Below are 17,539 nucleotides of genomic sequence, written 5' to 3'. Positions count from 1 at the left end.
GGTGTGCGGCGACACTGGAGCGGGCGCCGGCGCGCCCGTCAACCGCATCGGTCACGAGTTACACCAGCCGGCCGCCCGGGGCAATGAATCCTCCGTCGGACCGCTGCGCTACTGCGCCGCGATCTGCTGGGCGCGGCGGAGGGTGTCGGGGAGTTGCTTGTCGATGTCGAGTTCGCCGGCGTCGACCCGCTCGCGGAAAGCGGTGCAGAACGAGGTCTTGTCGTCGGCCTGGTTGTAGGCGCTCATGATCTGGGTGCCGCCGTAAGTCTCTGCGGCAGCTATCTCTTTTTCACTGCCGCCGCCGAGTTGGCGGGCGACGCGGTCGGCCAGGTCGAGAAAGCCGATATTGCGCAGGTACCAGTTGTCGTAGGCGGTGCGGTAGGCGCCGTCGAGGCCAGTGGTCTCGTAGCAGTGGGTGGTCATCACGTCGACGATCGCCCGGGAACCGTGGAAAGCCATGAGTTCGCCGACGAAAGCGGCGTCGGCAGGGGCGGATTCCTGGGCGGTGGCGGGGGTGATTGCGGCGAGCAGCGCGGCGGCGAGGAGCAGGGGGCGCACGGGCGTCATTTCTCCTGTCGGAGGTTGGACACGACCCTCTGCATCTGCAGGGATTGCGTTAAGGGATTGTGAGCTTTCCGTTCACGCTGAGGAGAGCGCCGGCGGTGGTTCTGCTTGCAAAACGTTACCGCCGACGCCTCAGGTCGTGAAAATCAGAGGTCGAGGACCAGACGCTCGGGTGCTTCCAGCGATTCCTTGACGCGGACCAGGAAGGTCACCGCTTCCTTGCCGTCGACGATGCGGTGATCGTAGCTGAGGGCGAGGTACATCATCGGGCGGACGACCACCTGACCGCCGACCACCACCGGACGCTCCTGGATCTTGTGCATGCCCAGGATGCCCGACTGCGGCGCGTTGAGGATCGGGGTCGACATCAGCGAGCCGTAGACGCCACCGTTCGAGATGGTGAAGGTGCCGCCCTGCATGTCGGCCATGGAGAGGGCGCCGTCGCGGGCCTTCTTGCCGAGATTGCCGATTTCCTTCTCGATCTCGGCAATGGTCATCTGGTCGGCATTGCGGACGACCGGAACCACGAGGCCCTTGTCGGTGCCGACGGCGACGCCGATGTGGGCGTAGTTCTTGTAGATGATGTCGTCGCCATCGATCTCGGCGTTGACGGCCGGGATCTCCTTGAGGGCGTGGACCACGGCCTTGGTGAAGAAGCCCATGAAGCCGAGCTTGACGCCGTGCTTCTTCTCGAACAGCTCCTTGTAGGAATTGCGCAGGTCCATCACCGGCTTCATGTCCACCTCGTTGAAGGTGGTCAGCATGGCGGCGGTGTTCTGCGCGTCCTTGAGGCGGCGGGCGATGGTCTGGCGCAGGCGGGTCATCTTGACCCGCTCCTCGCGGCCGGCGTCATCGGCGGCGACCGGAGCACGCGGCGCCGGGGCGGGAGCCGACGGGGTCTTGACCTCGGGGGCCTTGGCAGCCGGGGCGGAGGCCGGAGCCGGCTGGTAGACCTTGGGAGCGGCATCCTGCGGTGCGGCGGCCGGCTGATTGGCCGGCGCGGCGGCGATGCCCTTGAGGGTTGCGAGCACGTCTTCCTTCAGCACCTGACCCTGCTTGCCGGAGCCGGGAATGCTCGCAGCGTCGAGACCCTTCTCGTTGATGAGCTTCTGGGCCGACGGGGCAGGGGCGCGATCGGTGGCGGTGACCGGCTGCGGCGCCGGGTTCTCCTGAACCGGCTCGGGACCGGCGGCATTGTTGGCCGGGGCCTGCGTCTTGGTCTCGCCCGCAGCAGCAGTAGTAGCAGCCCCGGCACCATCACCGCCGATGGCGCCCAGCAGGGCACCGACATCGACGGTGTCGCCGGCTTCTGCGGCGATCGCCTCCAGCACCCCGGCGGCCGGCGCGGGCACCTCGATGGTCACCTTGTCGGTTTCCAGTTCGACGATCGGCTCGTCGGCGGCAACGGTGTCGCCCACCTTCTTGAACCACTGGCCGATGGTGGCTTCGGTGACGCTTTCGCCCAGCGTCGGAACCCGGATTTCAGTCGACATTGGCTTGTCCCTTATTGTGCGAAGGCTTCGTCGAGGAAGGCCTGGAGTTCGGCCAGGTGCGTGCGCATCAGGCCAGTAGCGGTGGAGGCGGAGGCCTTGCGGCCGGCATAGCTGACGCGCTGGCCGCTGCGGCCCAACTGGTCCATCACCCATTCAACATAGGGCTGGATGAAGGTCCACGCACCCATGTTCTTGGGCTCTTCCTGGCACCAGACGATGTCCGCATTGGGGAAGCGGTTGAGTTCGTCCAGCAGCGCCTTGGCCGGGAACGGGTAGAGCTGCTCGATGCGGAGCAGGTACACGTCGTCGATGCCGCGCTTCTCGCGATCCTCGAGCAGGTCGTAGTAGACCTTGCCGGTGCAGAGCACGACGCGGCGGATCTTGTCGTCCGAGGTCAGCTTGATGGTCGTCTTCGGTGCGCCCGGAGCCTCGGCATCGTCCCACAGGAGACGGTGGAAGCTCGAGTCCTGACCCATTTCGAACAGGCCGGAGACCGCCCGCTTGTGGCGGAGCAGCGACTTCGGCGTCATCAGGATCAGCGGCTTGCGGAACTCGCGATGCACCTGCCGGCGCAGGATGTGGAAGTAGTTGGCCGGGGTGGTGCAGTTGGCGACCTGCATGTTGTCTTCGGCGCAAAGCTGCAGATAGCGCTCGAGGCGGGCGGAAGAGTGCTCCGGCCCCTGGCCCTCATAGCCATGCGGCAACAGCATCACGAGGCCCGACATGCGGAACCACTTGCGTTCACCCGAGGAGATGAACTGGTCGACCACCACCTGAGCGCCGTTGGCGAAGTCGCCGAACTGGGCTTCCCACAGGGTCAACGCATTCGGCTCGGCCAGCGAGTAGCCGTATTCGAAGCCGAGCACGGCTTCTTCGGAGAGCATCGAGTTGATGACCTCGTACCGGCTCTGGTCGGGCGACAGGTTGTTGAGCGGGGTGTAGGACTTGCCGTCCACCTGCTGGTCGTTCAGCACCGAGTGGCGCTGCGAGAAGGTGCCGCGTTCGACGTCCTGGCCGGAAAGGCGCACGGGGTGGCCCTCGGTCACCAGGGTGCCGAAGGCGAGCGCCTCGGCGGTGGCCCAGTCGATGCCCTCGCCGGACTGGATGGCGGCGAGGCGGTTGTCCATGAAGCGCTTCACCGTCCGGTGGATGTTGAAGCCTTCGGGTACGCGGGTGAGGGCGGTGCCGATCTCGGTCAGCTTGTCGATCTCGACACCGGTCTCGCCGCGGCGCGGACCTTCCTGCTCGGCCGGGCGCAAGCTCTTCCAGGCGCCATCGAGCCAGTCGGCCTTGTTCGGACGGTAGTTCTGGCCGGCCTCGAACTCGCCCTCGAGCTTGGCGCGCCAGTCGGCCTTGAGCCGGTCGACTTCCTCGGCGGTGACGAGGCCCTCCCCGATCAGCTTTTCGCTATAGAGCTCGAGCGTCGACTTGTGGCCGCGGATCCTGGAGTACATCAGCGGCTGGGTGAAGCTCGGCTCGTCGCCTTCGTTGTGACCGAAGCGGCGATAGCAGAACATGTCGATGACGACGGGCTTGCCGAAGCGCTGGCGGTATTCCACGGCCACCTTTGCGGCGAACACCACCGCTTCCGGATCGTCGCCGTTGACGTGGAAGACGGGCGCCTCGATCATCTTGGCCACGTCGGTCGGGTAGGGCGACGAGCGCGAATACATCGGCGCCGTGGTGAAGCCGATCTGGTTGTTGATCACGAAGTGGATCGACCCACCGGTGCGGTGACCCTTGAGGCCGGACAGGCCGAGACATTCCGCCACCACGCCCTGGCCGGCGAAGGCGGCGTCGCCGTGGATCAGCAGCGGCAGGACCATGGAGCGGTCCGGCTTGCCCTCGACCGCCATGTTCACCAGCTTGCCGCTCGGGGCTATGTGCTGATCCTGCTTGGCGCGAGCCTTGCCCAGCACCACCGGATCGACGATCTCGAGGTGCGAGGGGTTGGCGGTGAGCGACAGGTGCACCTTGTTGCCGTCGAACTCGCGGTCCGACGAGGCACCGAGGTGGTACTTCACGTCGCCCGAACCCTCGACGTCCTCGGGGTAGAAGGCGCCACCCTTGAACTCGTGGAACAGGGCGCGGTGGGGCTTGTTCAGCACCTGGGTCAAAACGTTCAGGCGGCCGCGGTGGGCCATGCCGAGAACGATGTCCTTGATGCCGAGGGCACCGCCGCGCTTGATGATCTGCTCGAGCGCCGGAATGGTGGATTCGCCGCCATCAAGGCCGAAGCGCTTGGTGCCGGTATACTTGACGTCGATGAACTTCTCGAAGCCTTCGGCCTCGATCAGCTTGTTGAGGATCGCCTTCTTGCCCTCGGGGGTGAAGGTTATTTCCTTGTCGGGCCCCTCGACGCGTTCCTGGATCCACTGCTTGGCTTCGGGATCGGAGATGTGCATGAACTCGATGCCGAGCGTACCGCAATAGGTGCGCTTGAGGATCGCCAGCATCTCGGGGATGGTGGCGTATTCGAGCCCCAGATAGTTGTCGATGAAGATCTTGCGGCTGTAGTCGGCTTCGGTGAAGCCGTAGCTGCGGGGATCGAGTTCCGGCGCCGGCTCGTCGGCCTTGAGCTTGAGCGGGTCGAGATCGGCATGCAGGTGTCCGCGCATGCGGTAGGCGCGGATCATCATGATGGCGCGGATGGAATCGCGGGTCGCCTGCAGCACATCGGCGACGCTGGCCTTGGCCACGCCCATCGCCTCTGCCTTCTTGGCGATGGCCTTCTCGGTCTTGACGGCGATCTCGCCCCAATTGCCATCAAGGGCGCTGATCAGGTCGCCGCCGGCGGCCTGCGGCCAATCCCGCCGCGCCCAGCTCGGGCCTTCGGCGTTGTGGTTCGCGGTGTCCTGAGGGTCATCCAGACGGGAGAAGAAGCTCTTCCAGGTCTCGTCGACGCTGTTCGGGTCGGTCTTGAAGCGGGAGTAGAGCTGCTCGATGTAGTCGGCGTTACCTCCATAGAGGAAGGAGGTCAGCAAGAACTGGTCGTTCTTTTCCTGTCGTGTCATCGCTCGTGTCGCGAGGCCCACGCCTCGCCATCCTTGTCATCGGCGCCGGCTTTGGACCGGGCCTTGTGGTGCAGTCAGTCAAACTTGCCGGATACTGACTGCTTTTCCTTTAGGTCCTGTTAAGACTTGCGGCGCCCGCAAAGGCGCCGCGGATTCATCGTGCTCGCTGCCCCGGGTCTAGCATCGATCTAGGGTGGGAACGCACCCGACTTTGGATGGATGCGCTGCTCACCTCACAACCCGCCGACCGCGTCAGCCCTTCAGCACCTCGGCCAGGGTCCGGCCGATGCGGGCCGGGGAGTCCGAGACCTTGATGCCAGCCGCTTCCATGGCCGCAATCTTCTCCTCGGCGCCGCCCTTACCACCCGAAATTACGGCGCCAGCATGGCCCATGGTGCGGCCCTTGGGCGCGGTGCGGCCGGCGATGAAGCCAGCCATCGGCTTCTTGCGGCCGCGCTTGGCCTCGTCGATCAGGAACTGGGCCGCTTCTTCCTCGGCCGAGCCGCCGATCTCGCCGATCATGATGATCGACTTGGTGGCTTCGTCGGCAAGGAACATCTCGAGCACGTCGATGAACTCGGTGCCCTTGACCGGATCGCCGCCGATGCCGACGGCAGTGGTCTGGCCAAGGCCTTCATTGGTGGTCTGGAACACTGCCTCATAGGTAAGCGTGCCGGAGCGGGAAACAATGCCCACCGAGCCCTTGGAGAAGATGGAGCCCGGCATGATGCCGATCTTGCACTCTTCCGGGGTAAGCACGCCCGGGCAGTTGGGGCCGATCAGGCGCGACTTCGACTTCTCGAGCTTGGCCTTGACCCGCACCATGTCGAGCACCGGCACACCCTCGGTGATGCAGACGATCAGCGGGATCTCGGCGTCGATGGCTTCCTCGATGGCAGCAGCGGCACCCGGAGGCGGCACATAGATGACCGAGGCGTTGGCACCGGTCTTTTCCTTGCCTTCTGCAACCGAGGCAAAGATCGGCAATTCGGTCCCGTCGACACCGGAAGACCAGGTTTCACCACCCTTCTTGGGATGCGTCCCCCCGACCATCTTAGTGCCGTAATAGGCCAGCGCCTGTTCGGTGTGGAACGTACCGGTCTTGCCGGTCAGGCCCTGAACGAGAACCTTGGTGTCTTTGTTGACGAGGATCGACATGGCGCTTCCTAGAAATGAAGTCGATTGAGTTTGGTGACGGTCTTGTTGGTGACCGCGTTGCCGGTGTTGAGCGTGGTGGCGGGTTCCACCATCATCACGATGGGTTCGTGGGTGAGCGAGCGCGGGCGATGTTCGGTGCCGCGGGGCACGACCAGGAAATCGCCCTCGTCGAGCTCGACGGTGCCGTCGCGGAAGTCGATGGCGATGCGGCCCTTGAGCACGAGAAAGGCTTCGTCCTCGGCGTCATGGGCGTGCCAGTCGAAGACGTCGCCGAACCTGGCGATCTTGACCTGAGCGTCGTTCACATCGCCGGCGATATGGGGCTGCCAGACGCCCTTGATCTGATGGGCAGCGGCGCTGACGAGGTTGAGTTTTTGCGGTGCCATCACTCGGTCTCCGCCGTTGCGGTGGGCGTGATGACGGTCAACTGGATGACGAAACTGGTCTCGGTCCAGTGCGCCAGCAGCAGCGATTGCGCGGTTTCGCTGGTGCCCTTGAGGCTGGCGAAGGTGCCATCGGACACCGTTTCTCCGGTGCCCTCGTAGCGGTCGAGCCCCTGAATGGCCTCGATCTGTTGCGCGCCGTTCCTGCCGGTGGGCTCCATCACGTCGAGGCGGCAGTAGCCGAAGGTGGTCTCCGGATAGTCCTCGACCAGCGCGAACAGGTTGGCGAGACCGATGCCCGGCAGGTCGCGGCTGGCGGAGTAGGAGCGGACATAAGGGCTTTCGGTGTCGGTCGCGTAGGCGTCCCAGCCCTTGGCATTGGCATTGTCGACGGCCAGCACGTCGCCCCTGGCGAACTGCTCGCAGACCTCGAGGGCCGCAACGCTTTGCGGCGCAGCCGGGCTCTTGGTCTTCTGTGCCAGCGCGGGGCTGGCACAGAGTGCGAGGGCAGCAGCGGTGGCGGCGAGCCAGGCGCGCATGGCGCTCAGCCCTTGATCGCCTTGACGATCTTCTGGGCGGCGTCGTCGAGATCGTCCGCGGAGATGACGTTTAGGCCGCTTGAATCGAGGATGGCCTTGCCCTCCTTGACGTTGGTGCCTTCGAGGCGAACCACCAGCGGCACTTCGAGGCCGACTTCCTTGACCGCGGCGATCACGCCCTCGGCGATGACGTCGCAGCGCATGATGCCGCCGAAGATGTTGACCAGGATGCCTTCCACGTTGGGGTCGGCGGTGATGATCTTGAAGGCCGCGGTGACCTTCTCTTTCGACGCGCCGCCGCCGACATCGAGGAAGTTCGCCGGCTCGGCGCCGTAGAGCTTGATGATGTCCATGGTGGCCATGGCGAGACCGGCGCCGTTGACCATGCAGCCGATATTGCCGTCGAGGGCGACATAGGCGAGGTCGTATTTGGAGGCCTCGATCTCCTTGGCGTCTTCCTCGGAAAGGTCGCGCAGGTCCTTGAGCTCGTCGTGGCGGAAGGCGGCGTTGTTGTCGAACGAGACCTTGGCATCGAGCACGCGGAGGCGCCCGTTCTCCATCACGATCAGCGGGTTGACCTCGAGCAGGCTCATGTCGGTCTCGACGAAGGCCTTGTAGAGGATCGGGAACAGCTTGGCGGCGTCCTCGCGGGCGGCGCCATCGAGCTTGAGCGCATCGGCGATGCTGGCGACGTCGGCGTCGGTGACGCCGGCGGTCGGGTCGATGGCGACGGTGATGATCTTGTCTGGGGTGGCTTCGGCCACCGCCTCGATGTCCATGCCGCCTTCGGTGGAGACCACGAAGGAGACGCGGCCGGTGGCGCGGTCAACCAGCAGCGAGCAGTAGAGTTCGCGGGCGATGTCGGCGCCGTCCTCGATATAGAGGCGGTTCACCTGCTTGCCGGCGTCACCGGTCTGCTTGGTGACGAGGGTGTTGCCCAGCATCTCGCGGGCATTGCTGACGACCTCTTCCACCGACTTGGCGAGTCGGACGCCGCCCTTGGCGTCGGGGCCGAGTTCCTTGAACTTGCCCTTGCCGCGGCCGCCGGCGTGGATCTGCGACTTGACCACATAGAGCGGGCCGGGGAGCTGGCGGGCGGCGGCTTCGGCTTCGTCGGCCGAGAAGATGGCGACGCCTTCGGCCACCGGGGCGCCGTACTTCTTGAGCAGGGCCTTGGCCTGGTGTTCGTGGATGTTCATGTCAGTCCCCTTGGGGTGGGAAATCCATCGCGGTCACGGGGCCTCGACCCCCACCGCGTCATTCCCGCGAAGGCGGGAATCCATTCTTCATGTTCTGGCGCCGCTCCGAAGAGTGGATCCCCGCCTGCGCGGGGATGACGCCGTGAGGGAGCCGGGGAGTACCGGCTCCGCTCGGTGCCTATGCCAGCTTCGGCGCGATCTTCTTGCAGGCCTCGATCAGCCCCTCGACGGCGCCGACGGACTTGTCGAAGGCCTTCTGCTCGGCCGAGTTCAGCGAGATCTCGACGACCTTCTCGGCACCGCCGGCGCCGATCACGACGGGGACGCCGACATAGGTGCCGGTGACGCCGTATTCGCCGTTGAGATAGGCGGCGGCGGGCAGGACGCGCTTCTTGTCCTTGAGGTAGCTCTCTGCCATGGCGATGGCGGAGGCGGCCGGGGCGTAGAAGGCAGAGCCGGTCTTGAGCAGGCCGACGATCTCGGCGCCGCCGTCACGGGTGCGCTGGATGATCTCTTCGAGGCGCTCCTTGCTCATCCAGCCCATCTTGACGATGTCGGTGAGCGGAATGCCGGCAACGGTGGAGTAGCGGGCGAGCGGCACCATGGTGTCGCCATGGCCGCCGAGCACGAAGGCGGAGACGTCTTCGGTCGACACACCGAGCTCTTTGGCGATGAAGTGTACGAAGCGCGAGCTATCGAGCACGCCCGCCATGCCGATCACCTTGTTGGTGGGCAGGCCGGAGAACTTCTGCAGGGCCCAGACCATCGCATCGAGCGGGTTGGTGATGCAGATGACGAAGGCGTCCTTGGCGTACTTGGCGATGCCCGCGCCCACCTGCTCCATCACCTTGAGGTTGATCTCGAGCAGGTCGTCGCGGCTCATGCCGGGCTTGCGCGGCACGCCGGCGGTGACGATGACCACGTCGGCGCCCTTGATGTCCTCATAGGCCGAGGTGCCCTTGAGCGCGACGTCGAAGCCCTGGGTCGGGGCGGACTGGGCGATATCGAGGGCCTTGCCGGCGCCGACCCCATCCACCACGTCGAACAGGACTATGTCGCCCAGCTCTTTCTGTGCCGAGAGCAGCGCCAGCGTGCCCCCGATCTGACCCGCACCGATGAGAGCGATCTTCTTGCGCGCCATAGTCCATCCCCGCTGCGTTGAATTGGCGCACGTCTTAACCTTGTCGGGAAGCACGGGCAAGTGAACCGTTGGTCTAAGCGGTCCGATTGCCCTTGCCGATGGGCGATGGGGTGGTGCCGGATGGGCAAAGTGGGGTTGCCGGACCCCCACCCAACCTCCCCCTGAAGGGGGAGGGGCGGATCGTGGTTGGGGCACGATCTCGCCCCACGCGCAGATCGGTCCCTCCCCCGCGTGCGGGGGAGGTTAGGTGGGGGTGTCGGCGGGAGAGTCGCGGAGCGCTTTTTCGAGGTACTCCTCGGACTGCATCTCGGTCAGGCGCGAGACGGTGCGCTGGAACTCGAAAGCGGTCCTGTCGTCCTTGCCGAGCTGGTCGAGGGGGACGGCGAAGCTGGCGCCGAGCTTGACGCCGCGATCGTAGAGGGAATCGATCAAGAGGATAAAGCGCTTGGCCGCATCGGACCGGGTGTGATCCATCTGCGGGACGTCGTCGATGATGACGGAGTCGAACTGGTGGGCGATGCGGACGAAGTCGCGGGTGCCGAGCGGCTTGTCGCAGACGTCGGCGAAGCCGAAGCGGGCGGCGCCCATGGCGGTGAGGGGGACGTGGATGTGGCGGCCGATGCTTTCCACGGTGCCGGGCTCGCCCGGTTCGCCACCGGTGATCCTCAGCCACAGCCGGTCCATGGCAGCGCGCACGTCCGGGCCGGTGCCGAAGGCATAGACGTGCTGGCCGGCGAATTTCAGGCGCCGGTAGTCCTGCGCGGCGGGGAGGGCGGCGACCACGGTGCGCTGCTTGAGGAGCTCGATGAAGGGCAGGAAGAGCTGGCGGTTCAGCCCGTCCTTGTAGAGTTCGTCGGGGACCACGTTCGAAGTCGCGACCAGGGTGACGCCGCCGGCGAACAGCTTGTAGAACAGCCGGTAGAGCAGCATGGCGTTGGTGATGTCGTGGACGTGGAATTCGTCAAGACAGAGCAGGCGCAGACCGCGCTTGAGCATGGGACGGACGACCGCCTCGACCGGGTCGGCATCATGGTCACGGCCCTTGGCGGATTTGCGGAAAGCCGCGATCCCGGCGTGCACCTCGTCCATGAATTCGTGGAAGTGCACGCGCCGCTTTTCCGCCAGCGGCACGGCGGCGAAGAACAGGTCCATCAGCATGGTCTTGCCGCGCCCGACCTCGCCATGGAGGTAGAGGCCGCGCACCGGCTCGGGCTTGTCGAAGAGACGCGCGAAGAAGCCGGAGGGCCTGCTGGCGGTGAGGTCGGCGAGGACGCGGTCGAGTTCGGCAACGGCGTCGCGCTGCGCCGCATCAGGCGTTATGGCGCCGCGGCTCACCAGGGCGTCGTAAGCGGAGCGGACGGGGGTGTTCGTCGCCTGAGGCATCTGAGTAGACCTCATCCTGAGCCTGTCGAAGGACGAGGTCGTGCGCGCCGAAGCCTCGGGGTCACCGACCTCGTGGTTGAACAAGCGCACCATGAGGTCTGTGGGGCCGCCGTTTGGCGGATAGCGGCCCTCGGGTCAAGCCCGAGGGCGGAGCGGTGGATGATGGGGAACAACGAAAGAGCCGGTCTTGCGACCGGCTCGAAAACTCTCAGCGCTGCATGGAGACGGGCTGGCCGCCGCCCATGGTGCCGATATAGCGGCCGCCGGAGGGGGCGAGGAAAGCGGCGATGTTGCCGTTTTCATCATAGAGCTGCAGCTGCGAGCCGACCTGCTGCCAGCCGGTGACCGACGCCAGTTGCGGCACGGTGCAGCCCGGCGCCGAAGCGCGGTAGTAGCTGGTGCCGGTCTTGGAGGTCAGCGGCAGGTTGAGCCGGCAGGTGGCGCCGGCGGCGGTGACGTTCCACACGCCCTCGGGGCCGGTCGGCACGCCCGCGGCGGTGTTGACCGAGATCGAGCTCGGCTGACCGGTAGCGCCGACAGTGGCAAAGGAGCCGTTACTGGTCATCTGGGTGGTGGTACCACCTGGGCCCGGCAGCGACGCGACCTGCTGGCCGGCGGGAGTGGGCGGCACGCCGCCGAGCACGGGCTGGCCCGACAGGCCCGGGGCAGGGGTGCCGGTGGCGCCGATGGCCGGAAGCTGGCTCTGGGAGACGGTGGAGTTCGGCACCGGCTGCACCTGCTGCGGCGCGCCGATGGTGTTGAGATTAGCCGTGCTGGTGCCGGTCGACTGGCACGCCGCCAGCACTACCGCCAGCCCTGCAATTCCTGCTGCGGATATCGATCCTCGCCACCAAGCCGTCATCCGTCTGAGCTCCTGCCTCTTCGAAGGTCTTAAAAAGGGTTAACCTTTGGGCGGGCTTATAGCCAGCCTCCCCTTCGGGTTCAACCGCCGCTCCCCGCCAATCACTACGCTGCGGGCAGCAATGTGGCCGATTTAGGGGGAGTCCCGCATCTCTTGCAACAGCGCTTGCGCCAATGCGGTTGCATCCTCGGCTTCGGTTTCCGGAACTTGGATCGGCGTGCCGCCGGCACCGAACAGCCGCGGTACTCCGGGTAGGCCTCCCTCGCCCGGCTCGAGAGGGTGGAAGCCGTGCGCCCTGAGGGCGGCGATGAGCACCCGTGCCTGTGCCATGTCTTCGACGTCGGCGATGATCCGGTACATCCGCTGCCCTTCTGTTCGGTTCATTGTGGCTGGTCGACTGATCCGTCGCAAGTCGATGCAGTCATCATACAAATACAGCCATATTGTATGTTGACTACAACTGAGCCCTTCCATACCAGTTTACAGATCAGGGGCAGGACTGCCGTCCTCCCTTGTGGCGCCGGTAGCCGGCGTGAAGCACAGCGGGAACAAGCCCCCGCATGGGGCCGCCCGCGGCCTTTGGGAGGACAAACATGTATCATCTGCCACGCCTGGCAGCGACTGCACTCGTCGCTGCCTCCCTTATGACCGTCGGGGTCAGTGCCCAGACCGTGTTGCGCTCGTCGGATACGCACCCGGACGGTTATCCGACCGTCGAAGCGGTGAAGCATTTCGGCGAGCTCGTTAAGGAACGCACCGACGGGCGTTACGAAGTGGAAGTGTTCCACTCGGCCCAGCTCGGCCAGGAAGCCGACACCATCGAGCAGACCCAGTTCGGCGTGATCGACCTCAACCGTATCTCGATCGGCGCCTTCGGCACCCAGGTTCCGGAAGCCACCGTCACCCAGCTTCCCTACATTTTCCGTTCGGCCGATCACTTCCACAACGTGCTCGACGGCCCGATCGGTGAAGAGATTCTCGCCGCCTTCGACGCCGTGGATGTCGTGGCCCTCGCTTTCTACGACGGTGGCGCGCGCTCGTTCTACAACAGCCAGAAGCCGATCACTTCGCCCGAAGACATGGCGGGCCTCAAGTTCCGCGTCATGCAGTCGGACATCTTCGTCGACATGGTGGGCGCCCTCGGCGCCAACGCCACGCCGATGCCCTATGGTGAAGTCTATTCCGGCATCCAGACCGGCGTCATCGACGGGGCCGAGAACAACTACCCGAGCTATGACACCGCCGGTCACGCCGAAGTCGCCAAGTACTACTCGCTCGACGAGCACCTGATGGTGCCCGAAGTGCTGGTGATGTCCAAGATCGTGTGGGACGGGCTCACCCCCGAAGACCAGGAGATCTTCCGCCAGGCTGCCAAGGATTCGGTCGCTCACCAGCGCGAGCTCTGGGCTGCCCAGGAAGAAGAGTCCAGGGCTGCGGTGGAAGCGCTCGGCGCCACCATCAACGAAGTGGACAAGCAGCCCTTCATCGACGCGATGAAGCCGGTCTACGACAAGTACGTCACCGATCCGAAGCTGCAGGATCTCGTGGCCCGCATCCAGGCCACCGAAGGCTGATCCGATCGCCGGGCCGGCCTAGAGCCGGCCCGGATTTGTTTCTTCAGGAGCGAGACGTCCATGCGAAGCGGACTGCTGGCGGTGAGCCGCGTTCTGCGCGCGGTGTCCACCACGGCCTTGTGGCTGTCTGGAGCGGGGTTGGTCGCCATGACGGCGATCGTCGCCTACCAGGTGTATATGCGCTACGTCGTGAACGCCTCTCCCCCGTGGACCGAGGCCGGATCCATCCAGATCATGAGCTGGTTCATCTTTCTCGGCGCAGCGGTGGGCGTGCGCGAGCGCTTCCACATGGGCTTCGACGTGCTGCTCTATGCCCTGCCTCCGGCCGCCAAGCCCTGGCTGCGCAGCATCAGCGACGTCGCCATCTTCGGCTTCGGCTTCGGCATGCTTTGGTACGGCGGGGAACTCGCCATTCGCGGCGCGAGCGTCCGCATCCCGGTGCTCGGGCTGCCGCAGACCGTCACCTATCTGCCGATCGTGGTGTCGGGCTTCCTGATCTGTCTGTTCGTGCTCGAGCGGATGGCGCTCAGGCTCGCCGGCGAACCTGTTGATGCCGATGCCGTCGAACCCACGCTGAACGAGGCCTCATAGAATGGAATACTGGATCCTCTTCGGCGTCTTCGGCGTGCTGATGGTGGTGGGAACGCCCATCGCCTTCTCGCTCGGTATCGCCAGCTTCGCGACCATCGTCTATCTGGGACGCCCGCCGGTGGTGGTGTTCCAGCAGCTCAATTCGGGCGTGTCGGCCTTCACGCTGATGGCCATTCCCTTCTTCATCTTCGCCGGCGACCTGATGATGCGCGGGGGCATCGCGGCGCGGATCATCGCCTTTGCCGGATCCGTGGTCGGTCATATCCGCGGCGGGTTGGGTCAGGTGAACGTCGTCGCCTCGACCCTCTTCGGCGGCATCTCCGGTTCTGCGGTGGCGGAAGCGGCGGCTGTCGGCGGCATCATGATCCCGCAGATGAAGGCGCGCGGCTATGGCGCCGACTATGCGGTGAACGTGACCTCGATGGCGGCGCTGATCGCGCTCTTGCTGCCGCCCAGCCACAACATGATCATCTATTCGCTGTCCGGTGGCGGCCGGATTTCCATTGCCGACCTGTTCACGGCCGGCATCATTCCCGGGCTGCTGCTGGCGCTGGCGCTGATGATCACCGCCTATATCGTGGCGCGCAAGCGCGGCTATCCGACGGAGCCGTTCCCCGGCTTCGCCAAGGCGTTTCAGTACTTCCTGATCTCCATCCCCGGCCTGCTGCTGATCGCGATCATCTTCGGTGGCGTTCGCTCCGGCATCTTCACCGCCACCGAGAGTTCGTGCATCGCGGTCATCTACGCGCTGCTCGTCACGCTGCTGGTCTATCGCACCATGACCTGGAGCGCCTTCGTCCACTGCGTCATCGGTGCCGTGCGCACCACCGCGATGGTGTTGTTCATCATCGGTGCGGCCGCCTCGTTCGGCTGGCTGATGGCCTATCTGCGGGTGGCGCCGATCCTGACCGAAGCGGTGGGACAGCTGACCAGCGACCCGCTGATGGTGCTGCTGCTGATCAACGTGCTGCTGCTGCTGCTCGGCACCTTCATGGACATGGGCCCGCTGATCATCATCACCACGCCGATCTTCCTGCCGATGGTGTCGAGCTTCGGTGTCGACCCGGTGCATTTCGGGGTGATCATGATCCTCAACCTCGGCATCGGGCTCAATACGCCGCCCCTTGGGCCGGTGCAATTCGTCGCTGCCGCGGTGGGCAAGATCTCGATCTGGGCGGCGATGCGCTCGGTGTGGCCGTTCTACCTTGCCGGCATCATCGTGCTCGGGCTCGTCACTTATATTCCGGCGCTGTCCTTGTGGCTGCCGGCGCTGTTTCGGGGCTGAGCCATGAGCCTCAGCGACATGGGCCTGACCGTTTCGCGCAAGCCCAAGCTTGCCGACCTGGTGATCGGAACGCTGCGCCAGCGCATCCAGGCCGGTGAATACGGCGCCAGCGGCAAGCTGCCGACCGAAGCGCAACTGACCACCATATTCGGGGTCAGCCGCACGGTGGTGCGCGAAGCCATCGCGGCGCTGGCCGCCGACGGGTTGGTGCAGTCGCGCCAGGGCGCCGGCGTGTTCGTGATGTCGCAGGCAACGAGCGCCTTCAGCAGCATCGGCAGCGAGACGTCGAACAAGATTTCTGTCGCCATCAACGTGCTGGAAGTGCGCATGGGCATCGAGATCGAGTCGGCGGGGCTGGCGGCGGTGCGGCGCAGTGCTAGCCAGGAGGCGGCTATCCACGAGGCGTGGAACGAGTTCGGCCGCTTGCTGAAGCTCGGCAACCCGACCGGCAAGACCGATTTCGCCTTTCATCGCGCCATCGCGGCGGCGACCAACAACCCGTTCTATATCGAAGTGCTGGATGCGTTGGGCAGCCGCACTATCCCTTGCGACGTGGCGTCGCCCTGGGGCACCGAAAGCGTGCTGACCTATGATTACCAGGCCGGGCTGCACGAAGAGCATGGCCGCATCCTCGATGCGATCTCGCGCCAGGATGCGACCGCAGCCCGCGAAGCCATGCGCGATCATCTCTCCCGCAGCCAGGACCGCTACCGGCAACGGCTGCGCGAACAGGGCAGCGGCAACTAGGAAGGACAAGCCATGAGCACCGATTACGAGATCCGCTTCGCCATCGATCCGGCGGCGGCGGCGATGATGGACACGTCCGAGCTCCGGGCCAATTTCCTGATCGACGACCTGTTCGCCGGTGGCGAGGTGCGCTGGTGCTATTCGCACTATGATCGCATGGCCGTGGGCGGTGCGGTGCCGGAAGGTGGCGAACTGGCGCTCGAGGCGATCAAGCCGACCGGCACCGGGTTCTTCCTCGAGCGGCGCGAGCTGATCGCGGTCAATATCGGGGACGCCGGCACGATCAGCGTCGACGGGGCCGAGCATGCGGTGGGGCCGCGCGACATGCTTTATGTCGGCATGGGCGCCAGGGATGTGCGGTTCGGTGGGGCGGGGGCGAAGTTCTACCTCGTCAGCGCGCCGGCGCATGCCAGTTATCCGACCAAGCTCCTGCAGCAGTCTGGAGCCAAGCGGCTCGACCTCGGCGCGCGGGAGACGGCGAACGAACGCTCGATCTTCCAGTATGTGAACGCCGACAGCGTGAAGACCTGCCAGTTGGTGGTGGGGCTGACGCAGTTTGCGCCGGGCTCGCTGTGGAACACCATGCCGGCGCATGTGCATGACCGCCGGATGGAGGCCTATCTCTATTTCGACCTCCAGCCGGATGCTTTCGTCGTGCACCTGATGGGCGAGCCGGACGAGACGCGGCACCTGATCGTGCGCAACGAGCAGGCGGTGCTGTCGCCGCCCTGGTCTATCCATGCCGGGGCGGGCACCGGCTCCTACACCTTCATCTGGGCCATGGCCGGGGACAATGTCGACTATACCGACGTCGAGAAGGTGGCGATGGAGGAGTTGCGGTGACCGACCTCTCCGCCTTCAGCCTTGCCGGCCGCACGGTGATGGTCACCGGGGCCAATACCGGCATCGGGCAGGGCATTGCGCTCTCCATCGGCCGGGCCGGTGGGCGGGTGATCGGCGTCGGACGGTCGAGCATGGCCGAGACGGCGCAGATGCTGGGCGACATGGGGGCGGAGTTCGCCGAGCTGCGCGCCGATCTCGGCTCCACCCAGGCGGCGCAGGCGATGTTCGATCAGGCCTGGGCCGAGCATGGGCCCATCGACGGGCTGGTCAACAATGCCGGCATCATCCGCCGGGTCGACGCGGTGGATTTCACCGAGGACGACTGGGACACGGTGATGGACGTCAACCTCAAGACCGGGTTCTTCCTGTGCCAGGCGCTGGCACGGCAGGCGCTGGCGGCAGGCCGCGGGGCGCGGATCGTCAACATCGCCTCGATGCTGAGCTTTCAGGGCGGCATCCGCGTCGCGAGCTACACGGCATCCAAGAGCGGCGTGCTCGGGATCACCCGGCTCTTGGCGAATGAGTGGGCGGGCAAGGGCATCAACGTCAACGCCATTGCCCCCGGCTATATCGAGACCAACAACACCGAGGCGCTCAGGGCCGATCCGGAGCGGAGCGCCGCCATTCTCGGACGCATTCCGGCGGGCCGCTGGGGCGTGCCGTCCGATATCGGCGATGCCGCCGTGTTTCTTTTGTCCAATGCCGCCAACTACATGCACGGGGCGGTGATCCCCGTGGACGGCGGCTGGCTTGCGAGGTGATC

At 65.5% G+C, this 17,539-nt stretch carries 17 protein-coding genes; 6 read left to right on the top strand and 11 right to left on the bottom strand.

What is annotated here, in order from left to right; translation table 11 throughout:
* Positions 1-108: 108 nt before the first annotated feature.
* The 11 genes from ACFSX5_RS04280 to ACFSX5_RS04230 form a co-directional block, all read right to left on the bottom strand.
* Complete coding sequence (locus ACFSX5_RS04280; protein WP_386832055.1) at positions 109-558, bottom strand: hypothetical protein; 450 nt, start codon at positions 556-558, stop codon at positions 109-111.
* Between the two features lie 152 nt (positions 559-710).
* The gene (gene odhB / locus ACFSX5_RS04275; protein ID WP_386832054.1) at positions 711-2,057 is read right to left on the bottom strand and encodes a 2-oxoglutarate dehydrogenase complex dihydrolipoyllysine-residue succinyltransferase; all 1,347 of its coding nucleotides are present in this window, start codon (positions 2,055-2,057) and stop codon (positions 711-713) included.
* 11 nt (positions 2,058-2,068) lie between these two features.
* Positions 2,069-5,071, bottom strand: coding sequence for a 2-oxoglutarate dehydrogenase E1 component (locus ACFSX5_RS04270; protein WP_386832053.1), 3,003 nt, complete (start codon positions 5,069-5,071; stop codon positions 2,069-2,071).
* Between the two features lie 252 nt (positions 5,072-5,323).
* On the bottom strand, positions 5,324-6,229 hold the full coding sequence (sucD, locus tag ACFSX5_RS04265) for a succinate--CoA ligase subunit alpha (RefSeq protein ID WP_386832052.1): 906 nt from the start codon (positions 6,227-6,229) through the stop codon (positions 5,324-5,326).
* An 8-nt stretch (positions 6,230-6,237) separates the two neighbouring features.
* On the bottom strand, positions 6,238-6,615 hold the full coding sequence (locus ACFSX5_RS04260) for a cupin domain-containing protein (RefSeq protein ID WP_386832051.1): 378 nt from the start codon (positions 6,613-6,615) through the stop codon (positions 6,238-6,240).
* Complete coding sequence (locus ACFSX5_RS04255) at positions 6,615-7,151, bottom strand: hypothetical protein (protein WP_386832050.1); 537 nt, start codon at positions 7,149-7,151, stop codon at positions 6,615-6,617. Before ACFSX5_RS04255 ends, ACFSX5_RS04260 begins: the two co-directional genes overlap by 1 nt.
* 5 nt (positions 7,152-7,156) lie before the next feature.
* The gene (gene sucC, locus ACFSX5_RS04250) at positions 7,157-8,350 is read right to left on the bottom strand and encodes an ADP-forming succinate--CoA ligase subunit beta (protein ID WP_386832049.1); all 1,194 of its coding nucleotides are present in this window, start codon (positions 8,348-8,350) and stop codon (positions 7,157-7,159) included.
* Between the two features lie 178 nt (positions 8,351-8,528).
* Entirely contained in the window at positions 8,529-9,491 is a 963-nt protein-coding gene (mdh, locus tag ACFSX5_RS04245; RefSeq protein WP_386832048.1) for a malate dehydrogenase, read from the bottom strand.
* 243 nt (positions 9,492-9,734) lie between these two features.
* Positions 9,735-10,874 (bottom strand): cell division protein ZapE, encoded by a 1,140-nt coding sequence (zapE, locus tag ACFSX5_RS04240; protein ID WP_386832047.1) that lies wholly within the window; start codon positions 10,872-10,874, stop codon positions 9,735-9,737.
* Between the two features lie 208 nt (positions 10,875-11,082).
* Positions 11,083-11,736, bottom strand: a complete 654-nt coding sequence (locus ACFSX5_RS04235; protein ID WP_386832046.1) for an AprI/Inh family metalloprotease inhibitor — start codon at positions 11,734-11,736, stop codon at positions 11,083-11,085.
* Positions 11,737-11,868: 132 nt separating this feature from the next.
* Positions 11,869-12,096 carry a hypothetical protein gene (locus ACFSX5_RS04230; protein ID WP_386832045.1) on the bottom strand — a complete coding sequence of 76 codons (228 nt, stop codon included), beginning with the start codon at positions 12,094-12,096 and terminating at the stop codon, positions 11,869-11,871.
* A gap of 233 nt (positions 12,097-12,329) precedes the next feature.
* Between ACFSX5_RS04230 and ACFSX5_RS04225 the strand changes: the two genes are divergently transcribed.
* The 6 genes from ACFSX5_RS04225 to kduD are packed head-to-tail and all read left to right on the top strand — an operon-like array spanning position 12,330 to position 17,537.
* Positions 12,330-13,310 carry a TRAP transporter substrate-binding protein gene (locus ACFSX5_RS04225; protein WP_386832044.1) on the top strand — a complete coding sequence of 327 codons (981 nt, stop codon included), beginning with the start codon at positions 12,330-12,332 and terminating at the stop codon, positions 13,308-13,310.
* Between the two features lie 60 nt (positions 13,311-13,370).
* Complete coding sequence (locus tag ACFSX5_RS04220) at positions 13,371-13,901, top strand: TRAP transporter small permease (protein WP_386832043.1); 531 nt, start codon at positions 13,371-13,373, stop codon at positions 13,899-13,901.
* A 1-nt stretch (position 13,902) separates the two neighbouring features.
* The gene (locus ACFSX5_RS04215) at positions 13,903-15,186 is read left to right on the top strand and encodes a TRAP transporter large permease (protein WP_386832042.1); all 1,284 of its coding nucleotides are present in this window, start codon (positions 13,903-13,905) and stop codon (positions 15,184-15,186) included.
* Positions 15,187-15,204: 18 nt separating this feature from the next.
* Complete coding sequence (locus ACFSX5_RS04210; RefSeq protein WP_386835571.1) at positions 15,205-15,933, top strand: FadR/GntR family transcriptional regulator; 729 nt, start codon at positions 15,205-15,207, stop codon at positions 15,931-15,933.
* 12 nt (positions 15,934-15,945) lie between these two features.
* On the top strand, positions 15,946-16,776 hold the full coding sequence (kduI, locus tag ACFSX5_RS04205) for a 5-dehydro-4-deoxy-D-glucuronate isomerase (protein WP_386832041.1): 831 nt from the start codon (positions 15,946-15,948) through the stop codon (positions 16,774-16,776).
* Entirely contained in the window at positions 16,773-17,537 is a 765-nt protein-coding gene (gene kduD / locus ACFSX5_RS04200) for a 2-dehydro-3-deoxy-D-gluconate 5-dehydrogenase KduD (protein ID WP_386832040.1), read from the top strand. Before kduI ends, kduD begins: the two co-directional genes overlap by 4 nt.
* The last annotated feature ends 2 nt before the right edge of the window (positions 17,538-17,539 follow it).

The sequence above is a fragment of the Devosia albogilva genome, assembly GCF_042685625.1.
Lineage (GTDB): Bacteria > Pseudomonadota > Alphaproteobacteria > Rhizobiales > Devosiaceae > Devosia > Devosia albogilva.
The sequence above is the reverse complement of the archived record's forward strand: the minus strand, read 5'-3'. Positions and strand labels throughout refer to the sequence as shown.